The sequence below is a fragment of the Novosphingobium sp. EMRT-2 genome (assembly GCF_005145025.1).
GTDB lineage: Bacteria > Pseudomonadota > Alphaproteobacteria > Sphingomonadales > Sphingomonadaceae > Novosphingobium.
Map to the genome: position 1 here is coordinate 2,936,285 of NZ_CP039695.1, position 21,779 is coordinate 2,958,063.

Annotated in this window: 24 protein-coding genes; 11 read left to right on the plus strand and 13 right to left on the minus strand. The window is 68.3% G+C overall.

Annotated elements, in window-relative coordinates:
* The first annotated feature begins 163 nt into the window (after window positions 1-163).
* Window positions 164-973: a mechanosensitive ion channel family protein gene (locus FA702_RS14370; RefSeq protein ID WP_210417544.1), complete on the plus strand. Its 810-nt coding sequence runs from the start codon at window positions 164-166 to the stop codon at window positions 971-973.
* A gap of 218 nt (window positions 974-1,191) precedes the next feature.
* On the opposite strand, the gene FA702_RS14375 is transcribed toward FA702_RS14370, so the two are convergent.
* On the minus strand, window positions 1,192-2,124 hold the full coding sequence (locus FA702_RS14375) for an alpha/beta hydrolase (protein WP_136956684.1): 933 nt from the start codon (window positions 2,122-2,124) through the stop codon (window positions 1,192-1,194).
* 253 nt (window positions 2,125-2,377) lie between these two features.
* Here FA702_RS14375 and FA702_RS14380 point away from each other — a divergent pair, with 253 nt between their 5' ends.
* The 3 genes from FA702_RS14380 (at window position 2,378) to FA702_RS14395 (ending at window position 5,565) form a co-directional block, all read left to right on the plus strand.
* Window positions 2,378-3,667, plus strand: coding sequence for an adenylosuccinate synthase (locus FA702_RS14380; protein ID WP_136956685.1), 1,290 nt, complete (start codon window positions 2,378-2,380; stop codon window positions 3,665-3,667).
* Window positions 3,668-3,916: 249 nt separating this feature from the next.
* The gene (locus FA702_RS14390) at window positions 3,917-4,435 is read left to right on the plus strand and encodes a murein L,D-transpeptidase family protein (protein WP_255504586.1); all 519 of its coding nucleotides are present in this window, start codon (window positions 3,917-3,919) and stop codon (window positions 4,433-4,435) included.
* Window positions 4,436-4,539: 104 nt separating this feature from the next.
* Window positions 4,540-5,565 carry a winged helix DNA-binding protein gene (locus FA702_RS14395; RefSeq protein WP_136956686.1) on the plus strand — a complete coding sequence of 342 codons (1,026 nt, stop codon included), beginning with the start codon at window positions 4,540-4,542 and terminating at the stop codon, window positions 5,563-5,565.
* Between the two features lie 10 nt (window positions 5,566-5,575).
* Here the strand turns inward: FA702_RS14395 and FA702_RS14400 are convergent, their stop codons facing one another.
* On the minus strand, window positions 5,576-7,687 hold the full coding sequence (locus FA702_RS14400; RefSeq protein WP_370385476.1) for a TonB-dependent receptor plug domain-containing protein: 2,112 nt from the start codon (window positions 7,685-7,687) through the stop codon (window positions 5,576-5,578).
* A gap of 108 nt (window positions 7,688-7,795) precedes the next feature.
* Between FA702_RS14400 and FA702_RS14405 the strand changes: the two genes are divergently transcribed.
* On the plus strand, window positions 7,796-8,293 hold the full coding sequence (locus FA702_RS14405) for a homogentisate 1,2-dioxygenase (protein WP_255504587.1): 498 nt from the start codon (window positions 7,796-7,798) through the stop codon (window positions 8,291-8,293).
* A 20-nt stretch (window positions 8,294-8,313) separates the two neighbouring features.
* Window positions 8,314-9,288, plus strand: a complete 975-nt coding sequence (locus FA702_RS14410) for a cytochrome-c peroxidase (RefSeq protein WP_136956687.1) — start codon at window positions 8,314-8,316, stop codon at window positions 9,286-9,288.
* Here FA702_RS14410 and FA702_RS14415 read toward each other — a convergent pair.
* Together FA702_RS14415 and FA702_RS14420 are read right to left on the minus strand one after the other, a co-directional pair.
* Window positions 9,285-9,656 carry a winged helix-turn-helix domain-containing protein gene (locus FA702_RS14415; protein WP_136956688.1) on the minus strand — a complete coding sequence of 124 codons (372 nt, stop codon included), beginning with the start codon at window positions 9,654-9,656 and terminating at the stop codon, window positions 9,285-9,287. The genes FA702_RS14410 and FA702_RS14415 overlap by 4 nt on opposite strands.
* A 42-nt stretch (window positions 9,657-9,698) precedes the next feature.
* Window positions 9,699-10,328, minus strand: coding sequence for a TlpA disulfide reductase family protein (locus tag FA702_RS14420; RefSeq protein ID WP_255504588.1), 630 nt, complete (start codon window positions 10,326-10,328; stop codon window positions 9,699-9,701).
* Window positions 10,329-10,344: 16 nt separating this feature from the next.
* Here FA702_RS14420 and argH point away from each other — a divergent pair, with 16 nt between their 5' ends.
* Genes argH through FA702_RS14440 form a run of 4 tightly spaced genes read left to right on the plus strand, consistent with a single transcriptional unit; the run spans window position 10,345 to window position 14,077 of the window.
* Window positions 10,345-11,721: an argininosuccinate lyase gene (argH, locus tag FA702_RS14425; protein ID WP_136957438.1), complete on the plus strand. Its 1,377-nt coding sequence runs from the start codon at window positions 10,345-10,347 to the stop codon at window positions 11,719-11,721.
* A gap of 10 nt (window positions 11,722-11,731) precedes the next feature.
* Window positions 11,732-12,013 (plus strand): hypothetical protein, encoded by a 282-nt coding sequence (locus FA702_RS14430; protein ID WP_223806816.1) that lies wholly within the window; start codon window positions 11,732-11,734, stop codon window positions 12,011-12,013.
* Window positions 12,014-12,034: 21 nt separating this feature from the next.
* Window positions 12,035-13,297: a diaminopimelate decarboxylase gene (gene lysA / locus FA702_RS14435; protein WP_136956689.1), complete on the plus strand. Its 1,263-nt coding sequence runs from the start codon at window positions 12,035-12,037 to the stop codon at window positions 13,295-13,297.
* A gap of 6 nt (window positions 13,298-13,303) precedes the next feature.
* A complete protein-coding gene (locus FA702_RS14440) occupies window positions 13,304-14,077 on the plus strand; it encodes a bifunctional precorrin-2 dehydrogenase/sirohydrochlorin ferrochelatase (RefSeq protein WP_136956690.1) in 774 nt (257 codons plus the stop codon).
* A 3-nt stretch (window positions 14,078-14,080) separates the two neighbouring features.
* Here FA702_RS14440 and FA702_RS14445 read toward each other — a convergent pair whose 3' ends face one another.
* The 9 genes from FA702_RS14445 to pyrE form a co-directional block, all read right to left on the minus strand.
* Window positions 14,081-14,530 carry a PaaI family thioesterase gene (locus tag FA702_RS14445; protein WP_136956691.1) on the minus strand — a complete coding sequence of 150 codons (450 nt, stop codon included), beginning with the start codon at window positions 14,528-14,530 and terminating at the stop codon, window positions 14,081-14,083.
* The gene (locus tag FA702_RS14450; protein WP_136956692.1) at window positions 14,515-14,946 is read right to left on the minus strand and encodes a PaaI family thioesterase; all 432 of its coding nucleotides are present in this window, start codon (window positions 14,944-14,946) and stop codon (window positions 14,515-14,517) included. Before FA702_RS14450 ends, FA702_RS14445 begins: the two co-directional genes overlap by 16 nt.
* Before the next feature lie 128 nt (window positions 14,947-15,074).
* Window positions 15,075-15,542: a Holliday junction resolvase RuvX gene (ruvX, locus tag FA702_RS14455; protein WP_136957439.1), complete on the minus strand. Its 468-nt coding sequence runs from the start codon at window positions 15,540-15,542 to the stop codon at window positions 15,075-15,077.
* Window positions 15,539-16,666 carry a DUF3089 domain-containing protein gene (locus FA702_RS14460; RefSeq protein ID WP_136956693.1) on the minus strand — a complete coding sequence of 376 codons (1,128 nt, stop codon included), beginning with the start codon at window positions 16,664-16,666 and terminating at the stop codon, window positions 15,539-15,541. The genes ruvX and FA702_RS14460 overlap by 4 nt, the downstream gene beginning before the upstream one ends.
* 13 nt (window positions 16,667-16,679) lie before the next feature.
* Window positions 16,680-17,753, minus strand: a complete 1,074-nt coding sequence (locus tag FA702_RS14465) for an AI-2E family transporter (RefSeq protein WP_136956694.1) — start codon at window positions 17,751-17,753, stop codon at window positions 16,680-16,682.
* 3 nt (window positions 17,754-17,756) lie between these two features.
* Window positions 17,757-18,635, minus strand: a complete 879-nt coding sequence (gene lepB, locus FA702_RS14470) for a signal peptidase I (RefSeq protein WP_255504820.1) — start codon at window positions 18,633-18,635, stop codon at window positions 17,757-17,759.
* Window positions 18,636-18,661: 26 nt separating this feature from the next.
* A complete protein-coding gene (gene acpS / locus FA702_RS14475) occupies window positions 18,662-19,096 on the minus strand; it encodes a holo-ACP synthase (RefSeq protein ID WP_136956695.1) in 435 nt (144 codons plus the stop codon).
* Complete coding sequence (locus tag FA702_RS14480) at window positions 19,093-19,851, minus strand: pyridoxine 5'-phosphate synthase (protein ID WP_136956696.1); 759 nt, start codon at window positions 19,849-19,851, stop codon at window positions 19,093-19,095. Before FA702_RS14480 ends, acpS begins: the two co-directional genes overlap by 4 nt.
* Window positions 19,851-20,435 carry an orotate phosphoribosyltransferase gene (pyrE, locus tag FA702_RS14485; RefSeq protein ID WP_136956697.1) on the minus strand — a complete coding sequence of 195 codons (585 nt, stop codon included), beginning with the start codon at window positions 20,433-20,435 and terminating at the stop codon, window positions 19,851-19,853. Before pyrE ends, FA702_RS14480 begins: the two co-directional genes overlap by 1 nt.
* 294 nt (window positions 20,436-20,729) lie before the next feature.
* Here pyrE and coxB point away from each other — a divergent pair, with 294 nt between their 5' ends.
* Entirely contained in the window at window positions 20,730-21,767 is a 1,038-nt protein-coding gene (gene coxB, locus FA702_RS14490; protein WP_255504589.1) for a cytochrome c oxidase subunit II, read from the plus strand.
* Window positions 21,768-21,779: the final 12 nt, after the last annotated feature.

The window sequence follows — 21,779 nt, forward strand, 5'->3', positions numbered from 1 at the left end:
CGCCGACCCGCGGGAGAATGGACCATTTTTGGACGAAAATCGGCCGTTTCCTGCCGGTTTTGCCGATGAAATGGAGAGAGTTCCGTTTTATCGGCCCGCCGCCGTCGTTCTATCCTGAGAGCAAGGCCTTCGTGCGAAGGCTGCTTGCTTCCTTGGAGAAGACATGATGGATCTCTCGGCGCTCTGGGCCAGTGCGGCACCGCTGCTTACCGAAGGCGCGATCAAGATCGGCGCGGCCTTCGTCCTCTACATGGTCGGCCGCTGGCTGATCGGCTTCGCCATCCACGCGCTGTCGGCGGTGCTGACCAAGCGGAACTTCGACGCCACGCTGCAGCGCTACATCGCCAACATGCTGGCGGTGGTGCTCAACATCCTGCTGGTCGTGGCGATCCTCGGCTACTTCGGGTTGCAGACCACCAGCTTCGCCGCGCTGCTCGCCGGCGTCGGCCTTGCCATCGGCGCGGCCTGGTCGGGCCTGCTCGGCAATTTTGCGGCCGGCGCCTTCATCATCATCTTCCGTCCCTACAAGCTGGGCGATTATGTCGTGGCCGGCGGCGTCGAAGGTACGGTGATCGAGATCGGGATGTTCAACACGATCATCAACACGCCCGACAACGTGATGTCGGTGGTGGGCAACGCGAAAGTCTCGGCGGACGTCATCAAGAACTTCAGCAGCAACGGATACCGCCGCGTCGATCGCACCGCGCAACTGGCGTTCGGGGTGGACGCACTGGACGCGATCGCCCGGCTCAAGGCGGCGCTGGGGAGCATCCCCAACGTGCTGACCGATCCCGCGCCGGACGTGGAAATCCTCGATTTCAACGAGCGCGGCACGGTGCTGTGCGTGCGCCCCTATTGCCACACCGATCATTACTGGCAGGTCTGTTTCGATACCAACAAGCTGATCGCCGAAACCTTCGGCGCGGCGGCCTATGGTACTCCGCATACGGTCCATCAGGTCAGGCAGGGCTGAACCGCCCTCGCGGGTCGCGCGGAAAGCGCCGGTGCGGGATGCCGCGCCGGGGCTTTCTTCTTGGCGACTATCTTATTCGCGAACGACGGCGTGGATCGCCCACCCCGCTGCGACTAACGCCGCCTGAGGCGGCGCAAGTCTCGCTCCCCTCCCGCTTGCGGGAGGGGTTGGGGGTGGGCATTCCCACGCAACGTTGCCTAGGGTCCTGACCCTAGGCGTTACTTCCCGAACGTCGCCTTCAGCCAGCGGTCGGTCAGCGCGGTGGCGGGATAAGCGGGATCGCCCAGCTTCGCGTTGATTTCGACATGGCCCTGCAGGCCCGTGCCGGGGAAGCTGCCGGTCTCGGCGCTCGTTCCGGCGGCGCGCAGCGCCTTGGCCAGTTCGTCCGCCTGCGCCACGCCGTCCGGCCGCTGGACATGGAGTAGTAGAAAGCGCGGCGCGTTCGGCGCGGCGGCCTGCAACGCGGGGGAGAGCGCGCGCTGGCGGGCGGGGTCCGATCCGAACGGCGCGTCATAGATGCGCCGCTGATACGGCCCGACCGAGGCGATCTGCTGCGGCACGTCATAGGCCGCGCCGTCGATCGGGATCACGCCCGCCACATCCGCGAACGAAAGGCCGGCCTGCCGCAGATAGCGTTCGTCGGTGCCGACCAGCGCCACAAGGTGCGCCCCGGCGCTGTGGCCCATCAGCACCACGCGGTGCCGATCGATCCCCAGCGCATCGGCCTGCGCCAGCAGCGCCGCCAGCGCGGCGGCGACATCGCCGGCTTCCTGCTCGACCGTCACCTGCGGCACCAGCCGGTAATCGATCGAGGCGAAGGCATAGCCGAGCGCGGGGAAGTGCTCGACCTTGGCCTTGCCGGTCGCGTTCTCCTTGCTGCCGTGTGCCCATCCACCGCCATGGACGAACAGGACAAGCGGCGCCGGGCCTTCCGCCTCGCGCGCCGGCCAGAACGCGATCGTCTGCGCGGCATCGTCGCCATAGCGGATCGTCCGGTCGGCCGCCGGCAGGGTGCGCCAGGCCTGATCGCCCTGTCCGCCGTTCTGGCGTCCGGCCATCATCGCGCGCAGGCGATCGCCGGGGCTGGCCTCGGCGGCGGCGGTCAGCACCAGGGCCGTGCCGATCAGGGTGCCAAGAAAGAGGTTTCGCATGAGACAGCACTTCGCGATTTCAGACCGCTCCATGCTATCGTGCGCCGCCCGCACCGCCAGTCTGAAGTGGTTACGAGGTGTGACAACGCGGTGTGAGGTATGCGATGTGGCGGGGCCGGCGCACGGCAATTGTGCCTCATGCGTCTTTCCCGGCAGTGCGCTCTTGCCCTTGCACCCGGTGTCCCCTAGTGCGCCGCGGGAACTCCCCAAGACACTTTCAAGACACCGAGTCCGCGACAGGAAAGGCATCGTTTTGGCCAACGTAACCGTGATTGGCGCCCAGTGGGGCGATGAGGGCAAGGGCAAGATCGTCGATTGGCTGGCCAGCCGGGCGGATGCCGTCGTGCGCTTCCAGGGCGGGCACAACGCGGGCCATACGCTGGTGGTGGGCGATCAGGTGTACAAGCTCAGCCTGCTGCCCTCCGGCATCGTCACCGGCACGCTGTCGATCATCGGCAATGGCGTGGTGCTCGATCCCTGGGCGCTGAAGGCCGAGATCGAGAAGCTCGAAGGCCAGGGTGTCGACATCAACACCGAAAACTTCGCCATCGCGGACAACTGCCCGCTGATCCTGCCGCTGCACCGCGATCTCGATGGCTTGCGGGAAACGGCGGCCGGGACAGGCAAGATCGGCACGACCGGGCGGGGCATCGGCCCGGCTTACGAGGACAAGGTCGGCCGCCGCGCCATCCGCGTGTGCGATCTGGCCCACCTCGATGCGCTCGATGCGCAGCTCGATCGCCTGTGCGCGCACCACGATGCGCTGCGCGCGGGCTTCGGCCAGCCGCCGGTGGATCGCGCCGCGCTGCTCGATGAACTGCGCGGCATTGCGCCGTTCGTGCTCCAGTTCGTGCAGCCGGTGTGGCGGCGCCTGAAGAAGGTGCGCAAGGCCGGCGCCCGCATTCTGTTCGAAGGCGCGCAGGGCGTGCTGCTGGATGTCGATCACGGCACCTATCCGTTCGTCACCTCGTCCAACACGGTCAGCGGATCGGCCGCCGCCGGTTCCGGCCTCGGCCCCAATTCGGTCGGTTTCGTGCTGGGGATCGTCAAGGCTTATACCACGCGCGTCGGTTCCGGACCGTTCCCGACCGAGCTGGAGGACGAAACCGGCCAGCGCCTGGGTGAACGCGGCCACGAATTCGGCACCGTCACCGGGCGCAAGCGCCGCTGCGGCTGGTTCGATGCGGTGCTGGTGCGCCAGTCCTGCGCGATTTCGGGCGTGACCGGCATCGCGCTGACCAAGCTGGACGTGCTCGACGGCTTCGAGAAGGTGAAGATCTGCACCGGCTACCGCCTGCGCGGCAAGGTGCTCGATTACTTCCCCAGCCATGCCGCCGATCAGGCGGACGTGGAGCCGATCTACGAGGAAATGGACGGCTGGAGCGGCACGACCGCCGGCGCGCGCTCGTGGGCCGATCTGCCGGCGCAGGCGATCAAGTATATCCAGCGCGTGCAGGAACTGATCGAAACCCCGGTCGCGCTCGTTTCCACCAGCCCCGAGCGCGAGGACACCATCCTCGTGCGCGATCCTTTCGTCGACTAGGGTCAGGACCCATTACTGGCGCGGTCGAGGCGTCCAAATGGCGAACATGTCGGGCCGAAAGGCGCGCCGCGAAGGCTGGCTGCCTTTGCAAGCGCCTTTCGGTTCGAGATGGAAGCCATTTGGACGTCCCTGCGGGATTTGACCAAAATGGCCCGCTGCAGCGTCGAGAAGGATTGAAATATCGACATATTCCTGCGCCCTCTCTCCTTGCACCAAGCCATTTTGCTTCAAACCTCGATCGCGCCAGTAATGGGTCCTGACCCTAAGGCGATGCGCCTGCGTCCGTTCCTTCCGCTGGGCTTTCTGCTCATGGCGGGAGGGTCGGCGCAGGCCGTGCCCGATGATCGTCCAGCCGCCGATTTCGTGCTGGTGGAAAAGGGCGCACGGCGGCTGACGCTGTTTGCCGATGGCCGGCCCTATCGCGTCTATGAAGGCCTGCAACTGGGCGACGAGCCCGTCGGCCCCAAGCGCTTTGAGGGCGACGAGCGCACGCCCGAGGGCCATTATACGATCGATTATGGCAACGATCGCAGCGCCTATCACCTGTCGCTCCATATCTCCTATCCGGGGCCGGCGGACGTCGCGTTCGCACGAGCGCAGGGGCGTTCGCCCGGCGGGCTGATCTTCCTCCACGGCCAGCCGAACGAACTGCCCAGGGGCCGCGTTCCGGGCGATTGGACCGATGGCTGCATCGCGGTATCCAACGCCGAAATCGAGGAAATCTGGTCGCTGGTCGGCGATGGCACCCCGATCGAAATCCGGCCCTGAAGCCCGCCGGGCCGTGCTGTTGCGCCAAATCCGACCTATCCGCTGTTGACCCGAACGCGCTTTTGTTCCCTTCTTGTTCTGATCTCGCAGGGCGGAGATGAAACATGGGGCAGGGCGTTACGCGGTTCGACTATGATGATTCCACGGCGGCCCGATCCGATCGCGCGCGCGCGCCGCTGGCGGTCGCGATCTTTGCCGATCAGCCGTTCCTGCGCGCCGAACTGGCGGACGATGTCACGGCCGCCGGCTTGCGCGTGGCCCGGTCGCACACGCTTGCCGCGCTTCTCGACGATCCGGACGAACGCGCCGTCGATGATCTCGTGCTGGTCGATTGCCCCGTTGTCGATGCGGCGGAACTGGCCGCCTTGTCGCAGTTGGATATGCGCGCGGCGCGCGGCGGCGCGCAGGTCGTGGTGTCGACCAGTCTCGATTCGCTGGAAGCGGTGTTCGGCTGCCTCGATCAGTCGCAGCCCGATATTCTCGTGGCGCCCAGCCGCGCCGATCGCATGATCGCGCTGGGTCGTGGATTGGCACGGTGTGGATTGGCGGGGCGGGGCAACCGGGTGTGCGAACTGGATGACGAGGATCGGTTGACGCTGCTGCGCCTGACCGAGCAGGTCAGCGAAATCGCGCGCACGCTCGCCCGCTTGTCGGGAGAGGACGATGCGGATGGCGGCGGCGGAACCGTGGAGGACAAGGTTTCCGCCTTCCGCTTCGATACCGCGGACGGAGGCGGCGCGCGCGAGCGCGACGACGGCCGTCTGGCGCGGGCGATCCGGCCGCCCTTGCCCGATCCGCGCCTGATCCGGCGGATCGCCCGCCAGCGCCAGTTGCGAGCCCGGTTCTTCGAAGGAGACCTGTTCGCCGATCCGGCGTGGGACATGCTGCTCGATCTGACCGCCGCGCGGGCGGAACACGCACGCGTTTCGGTGACCTCGCTGTGCATCGCCTCGGGGGTGCCCCCCACCACCGCCTTGCGCTGGATCGGCCAGATGACCGACGCCGGGCTGTTCCGGCGGGTGGAGGACGATACCGATCGCCGCCGTGCGTTCATTGCCCTGACCGATCGCGCCGCCGATGCCATGGCGCGTTACTTCGCCGACATCGGCGTGGGCGCGTCGGTGCTGTGAACCAGGGCGTTTAGAACGCGACGCTGGCCGTGGCGTAAAAGCTCCGTCCCGGCTCGGGGAAGCCATCGACCAGCGCATAGTTGTCGTCGAACAGGTTGCGCGCGCCCACGCCCACCTGCAGCCCCTGCCGCACTGTCCAGTCCGCGCGCAGGTTGGCGAGCGCGTAGCGGCCGGTGTCATAGTATTGCGTGACGGCGGTGTTGGCGGTCTTGCGGTCGGAGGCGATGTCGAGGCTGGGCGTGATGCGGAGCGCCGGCACGGGCTTCCATTCGGCATAGAGGAACGCCTTGTGCGTCGGCACGCCGGTCAGCGCGAACAGCGGCACCGTGACGCCGGTCGCCGGCGTAATGTCGAAATCGCGATGGATGTATGTGTAGTTCGCCCCGAGAGACAGCGTTTCCCCGAGCGTGGCGTTGAGCGCGATTTCGGCGCCGTAGTAGGTGCCGTTCCCCAGGTTCTGGCGCTGCGTGGTGCCGGCAGGGAAGCCCTCCGGCCGCACGGCCACGATCGCGTCCTTAACGTCGCTGTAGAACAGCGCGCCTTCCACGCTCACCGGGCCGAACCGACGCTTGCCCCCCAGTTCCACGTTGGTCGCGCGCTCGGGCTTCAGCGCGGGGTTGGATGCCGCCGTGCCGAACTGCGTGCTGAACCGCTCGAAGATCGTGGGAAAACGCACGCGCGAGGAGACGCTGGCGTTGATCCGCGTGTCGGCGCCGGCCTGCCAGACGAGCTGTCCTTGCGCGTTCCAGCCGTCGGCATTGCTGTGCGGATACTGGAATATCCGCGCCGCGCCGCCGCCCGGTGGCGCGCCGTATTCCTCCGCCTTCTTCATGTCGCGCCAGTCGAAGCTCGCGCCGGCCACGAAGGTCAGTTGCGGCGTCAGCATCAGCCGGTTTTCCACCGCGATGCTGTAGGTGTCCTCGATGTTCGTCTGCTTCGGCTCGGTCGCGCCGGACTGGAAGCCTTGCTGCCATTCCACGTGCTTGTCGCGCCGGTAATGCACCGCCAGCGTCAGGTGATCGGCGTGGCTCACGTCCACGCCGAGTTCGGCCGATCCCCCCCAGGCTTCGTCCGCGTAATAGGAATTGAACGCCCGCCCGAGCGTCTGCCTGGTCTGCGCTGCATCGTCAAACGAACGCAGCAGGTTGTCGAAGGTGTTGCGATAGAGGCGCGTCTTCAGCGTCGCCACATCGCCCAGGGCGGTGGTGGACAGGAAATAGAGGCTGTCGATGTTCCAGTAGGGCCAGCTCCAATAGCGCTGGCTGGCCGGGGCATCGGTAACGTGCAGCGGCGCGTTCTTGGCGCCTTCCTGCCGGGTGTAGCTGATCGCGTATTCGTCGGTGGCGTTGGGCGTGAAGCCGGCCTTGACGTTGACCCGCCAGTCCTCGCTGCGCGACAGGCCGCGCTGCCCGCCGTCCTCGGCCGATGTGGCGGTGGGCTTGTAGTCGCCCGACAAATCCCAGTGGTCCTGGAAATTGCGCGCATAGGACACCTGCGCGTACCATTTCTCGTGCGCGGTGCCGAGCCGGCCGTAGAGCGTATAGCCGGCATACTCCGCTTCGCGCCCCAGGTTCAGCGTGCCGCGCACATCGCCTTCCAGCGCGCGCGTGGGCTTGCTGGTGACGAGATTGATCGCGCCGCCAATCGCGCCCGGCCCGTCGAGCACGGAAGGATAGCCTTTGGCCACCTGGATCTGCGCGATGTCGGGCGTCAGGAAGCGGCCGTAGTCCAGCCGGTTGTCGGCGGGCAGGTACACGCGGATGCCGTCGATCGAGAGCGGCACCTGAAACCGGTCGAACCCGCGCACGAACACCAGCCGTTCGTTGCGCGTGCCGCCGGAATTGGACCCGTTGACGCCGGGCATCAGGTTGATCGCGTCGTCCAGCGTGTTGCGGTTGAACAGGCCGATGGCGGCGGCGCTCAGAGTCTCGCCGCTGATCTCCACGCCATGGGCGGGCGCGGCCGTCACCACGATCTGGCCCAGCGTGAACGCCTTCGCGCTATCATCGGCGGGCGGTGGAGCGTCTTCGGCGCGCGCCTGGGCGGAGGCGAGCGCGATCAGCGAAGCCGCCATGGCGAGAACGCAGCGCGCCGATAGGGCGGGCGCGGGAAAACGGCGCATGGAAGACTCCCTGTTGATCGTTCTTGCGGTTTGTGGCTGAACCTATATTCATTGAAATATAGGATGACAATGCGGGGATCGATCGTGCGGGGATTTAGGGTTGGGTGTGTGCTGCTGGCGTCGATGGCCTTGGCCGGTCCGGTTCTGGCTCAGGAACAGCCGCCGGTCTGCGCGGCGCCAGTGGCGCCCTCTGGGGAACTGGCGGCATGGGCCAGCCCGGGCGACCGCGTCGCCGCCACGGATGTGGCCGGGCTGCCCGCCGCCATGTTGGCCATCGGCGAGGCGGCGCGTGTGAAGCTGCTGCCGACGCCGGCGGTGCGCTATCCGTTGCGGCCGGAAAAGCCGGGCGGCTCGGTCAGCTTCGGCGGGCTTGTCCGCCTGCATGTCAGCGCGCCGGGCACCTACCGCATCGCGCTGGGATCGGGGGCGTGGATCGATCTCGTGGCCGAGGGCAAGGCGGTCGCCTCCACCGCGCACGGCCACGGGCCGGATTGTTCCGGCATCCGCAAGATGGTCGATTTTCCGCTGGAGACGGGGGATTACACCCTGCAGATCGCCGCGAACGGCGCGGATGCGATCACGGTTCTCGCGGTGAAACTGCCCTGATGGGGCCGGCGCGGTTGCGAATGGCGAGGTTGGCTGCGGGCCTGCTGGCGCTGACCGCGTTGGTTGCGGCGGGCAGGCCACCATGGCCGACGGGACTGCCCGTGCCGACCCGGCCTGCGGGCGAGCCGGCTATGCCCCCCGCCATCGAACAGGCGCGCGTGGAACTCGGCAGGCGCCTGTTCTACGATGCCGACCTTTCGCGCGATGGCACCATGGCCTGCGCCACCTGCCACGAACAGAAGCGCGCTTTCGCCGACGGCAACCGCACGCATCCGGGTGTTACCGGCGAGCCGGGCCGGCGCAACGTGCCCGGCCTTGCCAACGTGCGCTGGATCGCCCCGCTGACCTTCGCGGACCCGGCGCAGGCCACGCTGGAAGCGCAGGTCGCGGTGCCGGTGTTCGGCACGCACCCCGTCGAAATGGGCATGAAGGGGCTGGAAGGCGAGATCGCCGTGCGCCTTGGGCGCGACGATTGCTATGTCCGCCAGTTCCGCAGCGCCTTTCCGGACGATGGGGGCCGGATCGATCCCGCCAACGTGGCGCGCGCGGTGGCGGCGTTCGAACGGACGCTGGTGTCGTTCGGCAGCGCGTTCGATCGCGGCGCGCTGTCACCGGATGCGCGGAAGGGCAGGGCGGTGTTCGCGCGCGCTTGCGCGGGTTGCCACGTCGGCCCGCTGTTCACCGACCGGGGTTATCACCGCCTCGATCCGGTCGATCCCGCCGCGCCCGATCAGGGGCTGTTCGAGGCGACCGGCCGGGCCGAGGATCACGCGCGGTTCCGCACGCCGTCGCTGCGCAACGTGCTGCTCACCGGGCCGTGGTGGCACGATGGCAGCGCGGGCACGATCGAGGAGGCCATCCGCCGCCACCGCCGGCCGGCCACGTCGGAGGACATGGCCGTGCTGGTCGCCTTCCTGAGGGCACTGTCCGATCCCGAGTTCACCACCCGAGCCGACCTTGCCATGCCGGACAAAGCCTGCGGCCGCGCGCTTTAGTCCTTCTGCGTGGCTTTGGGCTCGCTGCGCAGAGCGGCGGAAAGCGCGGTGAAATCGGGGCCGCGCGCGCCGGCGTCCACCCTCGCCTGCAGGGCGCGGTAATGCGCCAGCACCTCGGTCCCGAACGGGGTGACGCGCGCGCCGCCGCCGTGCGCGCTGCCGGGGGAGGTGACGACCAGCGGTTCGTTCCAGCAGCGGTTCATCACGTCCACCAGTTGCCAGGCGCGGCGATAGCTCATGCCCAGCAGCCGCCCCGCGCCGGAAATCGATCCTTCTTGCGCGATCGCGTCGAGCAGGTCGGCCTTGCCCGGCCCCATGGCGATTTCCGCGCCGCAGGTGATCTGGATCTTGAGCTTGAGCGCGGTCATGCGGCGAACCTACTCCGCTTGCCGCCGCCCCTCAAGCGGGCGTCACTTGCCCGCCAGCGTATCCGCCAGCAGCGCGTCGGTGCGCGGGCTGGACCAGTCGTGCGCGCCGATCATGCGCCACACTTCCTTGCCGTCCTTGTCGTAGAGCACGGTCGTGGGCAGCAAGCCGGTGTTGTAGTGGAAGCCCAGGTCGTTCTTGGGGTCGAGCCAGGGCTCCAGCCGCGCGAACTTCTTCTCCGCGAACAGCGCCTTGACCTTTTCGGGCTGGCCCATGTCCTGCGAGATGGTCAGCACGCGCAGCTTGCCGTCTTCCTTGGCGGCCAGCTGGTCCAGCATCGGCATTTCCAGCACGCAGGGGCCGCACCACGTCGCCCACAGGTTCACCAGCACCGGCTTGCCCTTGAGGTCGGCGGTGCGCAGCGTCTTGCCCTCGGTGTCGGAGAAGGTGAGGTCCGGGATCGCCTCACCGCGCTTGCTGATGTCGAGCGTGCCGTTGAACTCGCCCTTGGTTTCGCCGCCCGATCCGTCCTTCGGGGCATTTTCGCCCCCGCTCTGCGGTTGCGCTGTCTCCGGGCTTTTCCTATCGCACCCCGCGAGCGTCAGGCCCGCCGTCAGCGTGGCCGACAGGATCAACACCTTTGACGAACGGAAGATGACTGGGATGACGGGCAATTCAGGCTCCAACCAGATGTGGGGCGGGCGTTTCGCCGCCGGCCCGTCGGCGATCATGCGCGAGATAAACGCCTCGATCCCGTTCGACAAGGCGCTGTGGCGGCAGGACATCGCCGCGTCCAAGGCCCATGTCGCCATGCTGGGCGCGCAGGGCATCGTCTCGGCGGACGACGCCGCGTTGATCGCCGAGGGGCTGGACACGGTCGCCGCCGAATACGAAGCGAACGGCGTGCCCGAGGACTGGGACCTCGAAGACATCCACATGACCACCGAAAGCCGGCTGGCCGAACTGATCGGCGCGGCGGCGGGGCGGCTGCACACCGCGCGCAGCCGCAACGACCAGGTGGCGACCGACTTCCGCCTGTGGGTGCGCGATGCGTGTGAACAGGCCGATGCCGGGCTGCAGGCGCTTCAGGTGGCGCTGGTGATGCGCGCCGGGGAACATGCCGACAGCATCATGCCCGGCTTCACCCATCTGCAAACCGCGCAGCCGGTCACGCTCGGTCATCACCTGATGGCCTATTACGAGATGATCGGGCGCGACCGGTCGCGCTTTGCCGATGCGCGCGCGCGGATGAACCGCTGCCCGCTGGGCGCGGCGGCGCTGGCCGGTACCGGCTTTCCCATCGACCGCTTCCGCACGGCCGAGGCGCTTGGCTTCGACGGGCCGACCGACAACAGCCTCGATTCGGTGTCCGACCGCGATTTCGCGCTGGATTACCTGATGGCGGCGGCGCAGTGTTCGCTGCACCTGTCGCGGCTGGCGGAAGAGTTCATCATCTGGGCCAGCCAGCCGTTCGGCTTCGTCACGCTGCCCGACAGCCTTTCCACGGGCAGCTCGATCATGCCGCAGAAGAAGAACCCCGACGCGGCCGAGCTGGTGCGCGGCCATTCCGGGCGGATCGCCGGCTGCCTGACCGCGCTGATGATCACAATGAAGGGCCTGCCGCTCGCCTATTCCAAGGACATGCAGGACGACAAGCCGCCGGTGTTCGAGGCGGCCGGGCTGCTCGCGCTGTCGATCGCGGCGATGACGGGCATGGTTGCCGAAGCCGCGTTCCGAACCCCGCGGATGCGCGCGGCCGCCGAACTCGGCTATGCCACGGCGACAGACCTGGCCGACTGGCTGGTGCGACAGGCGAACATCCCGTTCCGTGAGGCGCACCATATCACCGGCAGCGCGGTGAAGCTCGCCGAAAGCCGGGGCGTGGCGCTCGACCAGTTGCCCCTGGCGGACCTCAAGGTGATCGACACGCGGATCGATGAGCGCGTCTTTGCCGCGCTATCGGTCGAGGCATCGGTCGCCGCGCGCGCCAGCCATGGCGGAACCGCGCCGGTGGAGGTAAGGAAGCGCGTGGCCGAGGCGCGCGTGGCGCTGGGGCTGGAGGACTGACGGTATGGAAATGGGCGAGATCAGGCGCCTGCGTCGGGCTGCACCAGTGATCCGCGCCGCGCTGGCGCTGGGCGTGGCCGGGCTTGCCCTGTCCGGCTGCGGCAACCAGCGTCCGCTGAAACCGCTGGCGGACCAGCAATTGCCCAAACCGCCTTTCGGGCGCGAGGACCGTCCGGTGGCCGACGAATTGCTGCGCGCGCCGGTGCAGGCGCGGCCCGAACGCGGCATCGAACCCCGGCAGCGCTCGCAGGAGCGCGAGGACGATCCGTTCGATCTCCCGCCCGAGCAGTAATCTCTCTTTCAAGGCCGAATCATGGACCATTTCGAATATCGCGACGGCGTTCTCCACGCCGAGGACGTGCCTCTGCCCGCGATCGCGCAGGCCGTGGGCACGCCCGTTTATGTCTATGCGCGCGCCACGCTGACGCGCCATGCGCGCGTGTTCCGCGATGCGCTGGCGGTGCTGCCGCGCGTGAAGATCGCCTTCGCCGTCAAGTCCAACCCCAACCTGGCTGTGCTGCGCGTGCTCGCCGCCGAAGGCTATGGCGCGGACGTCGTTTCGGGCGGGGAACTGGAGCGCGCGCTGGCGGCGGGCATGGCGGCGGACGGCATCGTCTTTTCGGGCGTCGGCAAGACCGAGGCGGAAATGCGCCGCGCGCTGGAAGCGGGGATCGGCCAGTTCAACCTCGAAAGCGAGGAGGAGGGGCTGGAACTCGCCGCGCTCGCCGCGTCGCTGGGCACGGTCGCGCCGGCAGCGCTGCGCGTCAATCCGGACGTGGATGCCGGCACCCACGGCAAGATTTCCACCGGCAAGGCCGAGAACAAGTTCGGCGTGCCCTTTGACCGCGCGGCTGCGATCTATGCCCGGCTGGCGGAAACGCCGGGCATCGCCATGCGCGGGCTGGCGCTGCACATCGGCAGCCAGCTGGCAAAGCTGGAGCCGCTGGAGCAGGCGTTCACCAAGGTCGGCGGCCTGATGCGCGCCATCCGCGCGGCCGGCCACGCGGTGACGCACATGGACCTGGGCGGTGGCGTGGGCGTGCCCTACCGCGAAGGGGAGGTGTTCCCGCAGCCGGCGGACTATGCCGCGATGGTCGAGCGCGTGACGCGCGATTGGGACGTGACGCTGATGTTCGAGCCGGGCCGCGTCATCACCGGCAACACCGGCGTGCTGATGACGCGCGTGGTCCGCGTGAAGGAAGGCGCGAGCCACCCGTGGGTGGTGGTCGATGCGGCGATGAACGATCTTGCCCGTCCCGCGCTCTACGATGCCTGGCACGATTTCGCGGCGGTCACGCCCGATGGCGAACGCTTCACCGCCAACATCGTCGGGCCGATCTGCGAATCGAGCGATACCTTTGCCATGGCGCGCGCCGTCGATCGCGTGACGCGGGGCGATCTGGCGGTGTTCCGCACCGCCGGCGCCTACGGCGCGACGATGGCCAACACCTACAATTCGCGCCCGCTGGTGCCCGAAGTGATGGTCGACGGCGGCCGCTGGGCGGTTGTGGCCGATCGCATCGATCCGGCCACCATCCTCGCGGCCGAACGCGTGCCCGAATTTCTGGAAGGCTGACGCGCCATGCAATCGTTGCCCCTGTTCCACCGCATCGCCGGCCAGCCCGTCGTCGTGCTGGGGCAGGGCGAAGCGGCGGCGGCCAAGCGACGGCTGGTGCAGCGGGCCGGCGGTATCGTGGTCGACGATCTGGCCGAGGGCATCGATACCGGCGCGCGGCTTGCCTTCATTGCCCATGACGACGAAACCGCTGCCCGCGCCGACGCCCTCCGCGCGCGGGGCGCGGGCCTGCTCGTCAACGTCACCGACCGGCCGGAACTGTGCGATTTCACCGTGCCGTCGCTGGTCGATCGCGATCCGGTGCTGATCGCGGTGGGGACGGGCGGGGCCTCCGCCGGGCTCGCCAAGGCGCTGCGCCTGCGGTTGGAGCGGCTGCTGCCGCAAGGGCTGGGCGCGCTGGCGCTGGCGCTCCATGCCGCACGCGAAGCGGTGCGCGCGCGCTGGCCCTCGCCGGGCGACCGCCGCCGGGCGCTCGATGCCGCGCTGGAGCAGGGCGGGCCGCTCGATCCGCTGGCGGAGCCGCCGGCCGATGCCGTGGAGCGGTGGCTCGCCGCCGCCTCGGCTGGCCTTTCCGGGCGCTTCACCATCGCACTGCGGTCGGACGATCCGGACGATCTCACCCTGCGCGAGGCGCGCCTGCTGGGGCAGGCCGACGCGGTGATCGCTGGCCCGGACGTGCCGCCGACCATTCTCGCCCGCGCGCGCGCCGATGCCGTCCGCCTGCCGCCCGGCGCCATCGCTCCGGATCAGGGAATCGTGATCGAGCTGACTCTCGGGTAGGCCCTATCCGGCCTTCGGCGCGAGCAGGAAGTTCATCCAGCAGCTTGCCACCGGCTTGTCGCGATCGGCCTGCCACGCTTCCACGCGCACGTTGGCCACGCGCCGGCCCGCGCGGGTCACGCGGCCCATGGCGTAAGTGCGGTGATCCACCCCGCCGCGCAGGTATTCGATGCTGATGTTGACCGGCTTGATCCGCATCGCGGCGCCGGTGCGGTCCAGTTCGGCCCGCAGCGAGGTGATCGCCGCCATTTCCAGCATCCCGCCGATCGCGCCGCCATGGAGATAGCCCGGACGGCCCACCGCCCGCTCGGTAAAGTCCATGCCGATCACCGGCACGCCGTCTTCCATGTGGTCGATTTCCATGCCCATGGCACGGGCATAGGGCGGCAAGTGCAGCGGGTGTTCGGCGGGCAGGGGCGCGGCGTCGTCCGGGCTGGTCACGCTTTCATCCATCCGCTTGCCTCCACCAGCATGAAGATGCCCGCGGCGTGCGCCACCGGATCGGTTAGTTCGCCATCGTGCGCGATGCCCCGCACGAAGGCCATGCTGCGCCGGAGTTGATAGCATTCGGCGCGGGCGACGATCGTCTTCCCCGGCGTGGCGGCACGCACATAGTCGATGCGCAGGTCCAGCGTCACTTGCGGCTGGAATTCGCCGCGCCGCGCCCAGACCGACATCGAGGTGCAGTTGTCGAGCAGGCTGATGATAGGGCCGGAAGCCAGCACGCCGGTTTCCTCCACGCCCACCAGATCCTTGCGCCATGGCAGTGCCAGCTCGAACCAGTCTTCGCCGTGGCCGACGTATTCCATGCCCAGAAAGCCGCTGTGGCCGTGGCGTGTCAGGGCCTTGCTGCTCTTTACCGGGTCCATGCCAACCCCTGGCGGGACGCTGAACCGAGGCGGGAACGTGTTTTTCTTGTCCTCCATCCCGGATGCTGTGCCGGTCGCCGGAAGCAATGACAAGTGGCAATGTGGGACCGATCGGGTGCCGCCCGGTCTTACAGCACCCCGCCCGCGAGCGCGTCGATGGCGCCTTGCAGGATCAGCGCGGCGGCGTGCGAATCGATTCGCTCGGCGCGTTTGGCGCGGCTGAAATCCTGTTCGATCATCGCGCGTTCAGCGGCCTGGGTGGTCCAGCGTTCGTCCCACAGCAGGATCGGCAGGCCCAGATCGTCGAGATTGCGCGCCATTGCGCGCGCGCCCTGGCTGCGCGGGCTTTCGCTGCCGTCCATGTTGAGCGGCAGCCCGATCACCAGCCCTCGTACCTGCCGTTCCTTCACCAGCGCGCGCAGCTGTTCCTTGTCCTGTGCGAACTTGCGCCGGACGATGGTCTTGCCCGCCGTGGCGAAGCGCCAGCCGGCATCGCACAGCGCCACGCCGATCGTCTTGGTGCCGGTGTCCAGCCCCAGCAGCACGCCGCCTTCGGGCAGCGCGGCGCGGAAATCGGGGGTGAACGTGGTAATCATCGCGCCGGGACCGAGTGCGACTTTTCCCATGCCGCCGTCCGCCGCGCCACGTCGGCGCGCAGGTTCGCCCAGAACAGCGGAATGTCATAGACGTGATAGTTGTTGCCCGGCAGCACATAGGGGCCAACGTTGGGCGGGTCGCCGATAAGCAGCAGCCCGCGTTCGTCGCAATGCGCGGGCGCGGCGCCGGGGATCAGCTTTCCGCCGGTCGGGTTCTCGTCCATCTGCAGCGTGCCGAGATTGGCCGCGATCGGCGCGCTTCCGCCCAGGCGGCCGGTCAGCGGGTTGGTGCAGAGCGGAGCCTCTTTGCCCACGCGCTGCCCGTCCAGCCCGGTGCGGGCATGAAAGGCGTCCAACACCAGCGCCGGTTCGGCCGGTTCGGCAAAGGTTTCCCAGCTGATCGCGCAGCCGGTGTCGTCCGGCCCGGCGCAGGCCGGCAGGCCCATTGCCGGCAAATCGTGCCGCGCAGAGATCGGCCAGCCGACGGCATACGCGGCGATCAGACGTTGCTGGACCGGCGTGCCCTTCACGCTGTCGCGCAGCAGGTGGATCAGGTGCAGCGAACCCTGGCTGTGCCCGGCCAGGATGATCGGGGCGTCAGCCGGCACTTGCTGCAGGAAGCTGGCGAACGCGGCCTTCACGTCCTGGTAGGCCACCGCCAGCGCCCGGGCGCTTTCCGGCTTGTCGGTCAGGAACGCGCCGAACGTCGCCTGGCGATAGCGCGGCGCCCACACTTGCGCCGCGCCGTTGAAGGCGCTGCCCATGGCGCGGATGAACGAGGCGGCGCGCCGGTTCGAGTCGGCATCTTCCATCGACCCGTTCCAGTGATCGCGCGCGAGATAGCTGGTGGGATGGACGAAGAACACCACCGCGCGCGAACGGCCAACCTCGGTCTTGATGCCTTCGGGGTGAAGCTGCGCCGGATCGTTGGCGATGCCGGGGCGCGAAAACCACATGCCCGGCGCCTTATAGGCTCCATCGGGCAGCGGGCCTTTCTGTTCGAAGCCGCCCCGCGGCACGAAGGCGAACCGCGTCAGTTCCAGCGACCAGATGCGCATCGCGGCCAGCGCCACGATGACCAGCACGACCAGAACAGCGATGAGATACAGGAACTTGCGCGCCATTTCGGAGAACTTCTCAGCCTTCCTCGCCGGAACCATCCGTGGCCGGGCGGTCGTTGCGCTCGGCCTGCCGTTCCAGCGCGATCTTCAGCATGGCCACGATCGGATCGGCGAGCAGCAGGCCCAGCAGGCCGAACATTACGCCGAAGATCAACTGTGCGCCCAGCACCAGCGCGGGGGCGAGGTCGGCCGTCTTCTTCGCCACCATCGGCACGATAATATTGCCGTCCACCGTCTGCACCACGACATAGACGATGATGCAGAAGAGGCCCATGTCGGTACCTCCCGAAAAGCCGACCAGCACCATGAGGATGCCCGAGATCGGCGCGCCGATGTTGGGCAGCGCGGCCAGCAGGCCGGTGAGCAGGCCCAGCAGCGCCGCCATCGGCACACCATAGAGCGCGAGCAGCGCCCAGGTCGCCACCCCTTCCACCGCCATGCCGATCAGGCGGCCGAACAGCAGCATCCGCAGCGCCTTGCCCATGCGGTTGGCGGTGCCGTGGAAATGCTCCCGGCTTCCCTCGGGCATCATCCAGGCGATGCCGCGCCGGTAGAGGTCCGGCTCCAGCACGAAATAGATGCCCAGGATCATGATCAGGAACGCGGTGCCGAAGCCGCCGAAGATGCCGCCCAGCGCGCGGGTGACGGGGCCGACGCCGCCGATCAGCTTTTCCGCGACGTTGGAGAAGTCGGCCTGGTTGACGGAAATGCCGTGGGCGTGGCCCCACGCCAGCACGCGCGCGGTCTGCGTCTCGATCACCGCCGGCATCTGCGCGGCCTGCGTGGCGATCTGGCTGCCGGCGAACATCACCAGCCAGATCAGGAAGGCCAGCGCCGCCAGCAGCACGATCAGGATGCGAAAGCCCCGGCGGATCGGCAACACGCGGCTCAGCAGTCGCTGCCCGCCGTCGATCATCGCGGCGAAGACCACGCCGCCGAAGATCACCAGCAGCGGTTGCGCCAGATAGACCGCCAGCGCAAGCAGCGCGGCGACGCCGATCCAGACGAAGGCCTTCTTCGCCTCGCTGCGGACCAGATCGTCGCGGATGTCGGTCGGACCGGACCGCCCCTTTTCCTCACCGTTCGCCATGGCCTATCGGTCCTTCCGCCCCGTTTTCGCAATTTCCGGGCGCAGACTGGTCCAGGCGCGTCCATCGCGCAAGGCGCGCCACCACGACAGCGGGTTCCAGCCTTCGCTGCCATCGAGCGAGAACGTGAGGAATTCGGCACGGCCGCCCACATCGGCCAGCGGGACAGGGCCGCCCAGGCCCTTTTCCTCGATCGGCGCGCGGCTGTCGGCGGAATGGTCACGGTTGTCGCCCATCAGGAAAACGTAGCCCTGGGGCACCTTGACCTCGGCATAGTTGTCCAGCGGCTGCTGGCGATGGTCGATCACGCGGTAGGTCGCGCCGTTGGGCAGCGTTTCGCGCAGAATCGGCAGTTCGCAGTACCAGCGGCCATCGTTCGCGCGATAGCGCAGGCCGGGGAAGTCGTCGGGATCGCAAGGCTGGTTGAGGTCGACCGGCAGTTCCAGCGGCGGTTCGACCTGCTGCGGCACGGGCTTGCCGTTCAGGATGATCTGCCCGTTCACCACCGCGATGCGATCGCCAGGCAGCGCCACCACGCGCTTGATATAGTCCTCGTCGCGATCGGGCGGCACCACGATCACGATGTCGCCATAGGCGGGCGTGCGCGGCAGGATCCGCGTCATCCCGCGCGGCAGGATGTGGAAGCTGGCCGATACCCACGACCAGCCATAGGGATACTTGCTCACCACCAGCCGGTCGCCCACCAGCAGGTTGGGCATCATCGAGATCGACGGGATGTAGAACGGCTTGGCGATCAGGCTGTGAAAGCCCACCACCGCCAGCAGCATCAGCGCCAGCCCGCGCAGTTCCAGCAGCCAGTTAACCCCGCGATCCTCGTCCGACGGGGTGGTTGCCGGCCCGGGAGAAGGGGAGGTTTCAGGCAGGTCCGGTCCGGATTCGGTCGTTTCGTTCAAGCGTCACCTTGCGCGCTGGGGGCGTCGGGGCGGAGCGGGCGCGCCTCGATCACCACGAAGGCCTGCGCCCAGGGATGATCGTCGGTCAGCGTCAGGTGGATCACCGCCTCGTGCCCGGCGGGGGTGATCCTGGCCAGCCGCGCCGCCGCGCCGCCGGTCAGCGCCAGTGTCGGCGCGCCGGAGGGGGCGTTGACCACACCGATGTCCTTCATGAAGACCCCGGCCTTGAACCCGGTGCCCACCGCCTTGGAGAAGGCTTCCTTGGCCGCGAACCGCTTGGCCAGCGTGCCGGCGCGGGTGAAGGGACGGCGGTTGGCCTTGGCCATTTCCACGTCGGTGAACACGCGGGCCTCGAATCGTGCGCCGAAGCGGTCCAGCGATGCCTGGATGCGCTCGATGTTGCAAAGGTCGGAGCCCATGCCGATGATCACCGCGCTTCGTCCATCAGGTCGCGCATCCGGCGCACAGCGTTTTCCAGTCCGACGAAGATCGCCTCGCCGATCAGGTAGTGCCCAATGTTGAGTTCGGCGAGCTGGGGAATCGCCGCGACCGGCTGGACGTTGTCGTAGGTCAGGCCGTGCCCGGCGTGCGGTTCGATGCCGTTGCGGGCCGCCAGCGCCGCCATGTCGGCGATTCGCTTGAGTTCGACCGCGCGCGCTTCGCCCGTCGCATGGGCATATTCGCCGGTGTGCAGTTCCACCACCGGCGCGCCCAGCCGGATCGCGGCCTCGATCTGCCGCGCTTCCGGCGCGATGAACAAGCTGACGCGAATCCCCGCGTCGGACAGGCGCGCGACGATCGGGGCCAGGCGGTTGTGCTGGCCGGCGGCGTCCAGCCCGCCCTCGGTCGTGCGCTCCTCGCGCCGTTCGGGCACGATGCAGGCCGCGTGCGGGCGGTGGCGCAGCGCGATTTCGAGCATTTCCTCGGTCGCCGCCATTTCCAAGTTCAGCGGCAGGTCGGTGGCGGCCTGGATGCGGGCGAGGTCCTCGTCGCGAATGTGGCGCCGGTCCTCGCGCAAGTGCGCGGTGATCCCGTCGCCGCCCACCGCCGCGACGATTTCCGCCGCGCGCACCGGATCGGGATGATCGCCGCCGCGCGCGTTGCGGATGGTGGCGACATGATCGATGTTGACGCCCAGCCGCAGCCGGCCCGGCGTCAGCGCCGCGTTGGCCGCAGGCCCGCTCATCAGGGTTGCGCCCGGCTGCCCGGCTTGACCGCCGGAGTCGCGGCCAGTTCGGGCGGCAGTTCTTCGGGTGCGTAAGTCGGGAAGTTCAGCGCCACCAGCGGGAAGAACGGCACGCCCAGATCGACCGCTCCGGCCGACCGATCGACCAGCGCGGCGGCGGCGATCACTTCGCCCCCGGCCGCTTCGATCGCCTTGATCGCCTCGCGGCTGGACAGGCCGGTGGTCACCACGTCCTCGACCATCAGCACCTTTTCGCCCGGCTGCAGCGTGAAGCCGCGCCGCAGCTCGAAGGTGCCGGTGGGGCGTTCCACGAACATCGCGTCCACGCCCAGTGCGCGGCCCATTTCGTGGCCGATGATCACGCCGCCCATCGCGGGGGAGACGACCTTCTGGATCTGCTGGCGCAGGTCGCGCGGCAGCTTCTGCGCGGTGGCGGTGGCCAGGCGCGCGGCGCGCATCGGGTCCATCAGCACGCGCGCGCACTGCAGGTAGAAGGCGCTGTGCCGGCCCGAGGAGAGCAGGAAGTGGCCTTCGAGCAGGGCCTGGCTGGCCCGGAATTCGGAAAGGACGTCTTCTTCCTGCATGATGCCTCGCACGATGATGCCGGATTCGGCCTTGATGGTCGCCCGTCCCGCCGGCCCGCAAGCCGTGGAACGGCGAACCGCGCAAATGGCCCGCGCGCGCCCGCGCGGCAAGCATTTTCGCACGGCAAAGCGGCGCCCGTCGGCCAGTCGGAAAAATATGGGTCTAGGCGCTTGAGGGATGGTGAGGTGCCGCGTATAGGCGGGACAAATTGTCCTACTTGGGGCGATCAGAGGGGATACGCTTTGGTCCTTGGTCAAGGGCGGGGCGTACACAGGGAAGCGGAACTTTCGACGATGAGTCTAGCCGATACCGCCCAGGCCATGGGCAAAGCGATCCGGACCCTTGGCGTCGCAGCGGCGCTGGCGTTCGCCCCGCAGGTTATGGCGGCGCCTGCCGCCGCACCTGTCGCGGCCGCCACGGCGCCCGCCGCCGATGCCGTCCAGCCGGCCGCCAAGGCCGACGCCGGTGCCGAAACGAACAGCTACGTGCCGGCCAAGCCCACGCCGGGCAAGGGCCAGCCGGTTGCCGGCGCGCTGTCCTTCCAGGACCAGTATTCGATCACGGGCCAGCAGGCGCTGCGCATGTACGATTACGTGCTGATGCCGATCATCACCGTGATCACGCTCTTCGTGCTGCTGCTGCTGCTGTTCGTGATGGCGCGCTTCCGTCGCGGCGCCAATCCGGTCGCCTCGAAGACCAGCCACAACACGCTGATCGAAGTGATCTGGACGCTGCTTCCGGTGCTGATCCTGGTGGTCATCGCGGTGCCGTCGATCCGCCTTCTCGCCGCGCAGTACACGCCGGCGCCGAAGAACGCGCTTACGGTCAAGGCCACGGGCTACCAGTGGTACTGGGGCTATACCTATCCCGATAACGGCGGCTTCGAAGTGATCTCGAACATGCTGCCGGACGAGGAAGCGCTGAAGCGTGGCGAGCCGCCGCAGCTTGGCGCCGACGCGCGCATGGTCGTGCCCTATGGCGAACCGATCCGCATGCAGACGGTGGGCGCCGACGTGATCCACTCGTTCGCCGTGCCTTCGCTGTGGTTCAAGCTGGACGCGGTGCCGGGCCGGATCAACGAGAAGGAACTCTTCATCAAGGAACCGGGCGTGTACTACGGCCAGTGTTCCGAACTCTGCGGCGTTCGCCACGGCTACATGCCGATTGTGGTCGAAGCCGTCAGCCGGCCGCAGTTCGAAGCCTGGGTGAAGGCTCAGGGCGGCACCGTCGGTCCGAAGGAAGCGGCGCCTGCCGCCGCTCCGGCCGCCGCCGCTCCCGCCGCGGATGCGTCCGCTCCCGCCGCCGACGCTTCCGCGTCGCCGGCCGCGTAATTCAGGAAAGGG